1 protein-coding gene is annotated in these 259 nt (G+C 55.6%); it reads left to right on the top strand.

The genetic code is table 11. From position 1 onward, the window contains the following. Positions 1–259: IS66 family transposase zinc-finger binding domain-containing protein (locus C7H79_RS17575; protein WP_172592518.1), on the top strand; the 259-nt coding region annotated here is incomplete at both ends.

Raw genomic sequence — 259 nt, 5'->3', positions numbered from 1 at the left:
TGCTGGCCGCCAACCATTACCGGATCACTTGCCACGCATTGAGCACCGGCATGAGCCGGAATCCGGTCAATGCAGTCAATGTGGCCACAATCTGGTTAAGATCGGTGAAGATGTTAGCGAACAGTTGGATGTGGAGCCCGCAAAGTTCTTCGTTCACCGTCACATCCGCCCACAATATGCTTGCAAGACTTGCGAAACCGTTACCGCCGCGCCTATTCCGTCAGCCATTATTGATGGCGGCATGGCAGCACCCGGCCTG

Source organism: Nitrosomonas supralitoralis, assembly GCF_003011925.2.
Classification (GTDB): Bacteria; Pseudomonadota; Gammaproteobacteria; order Burkholderiales; family Nitrosomonadaceae; genus Nitrosomonas; species Nitrosomonas supralitoralis.
The sequence above is the reverse complement of the archived record's forward strand: the minus strand, read 5'-3'. Positions and strand labels throughout refer to the sequence as shown.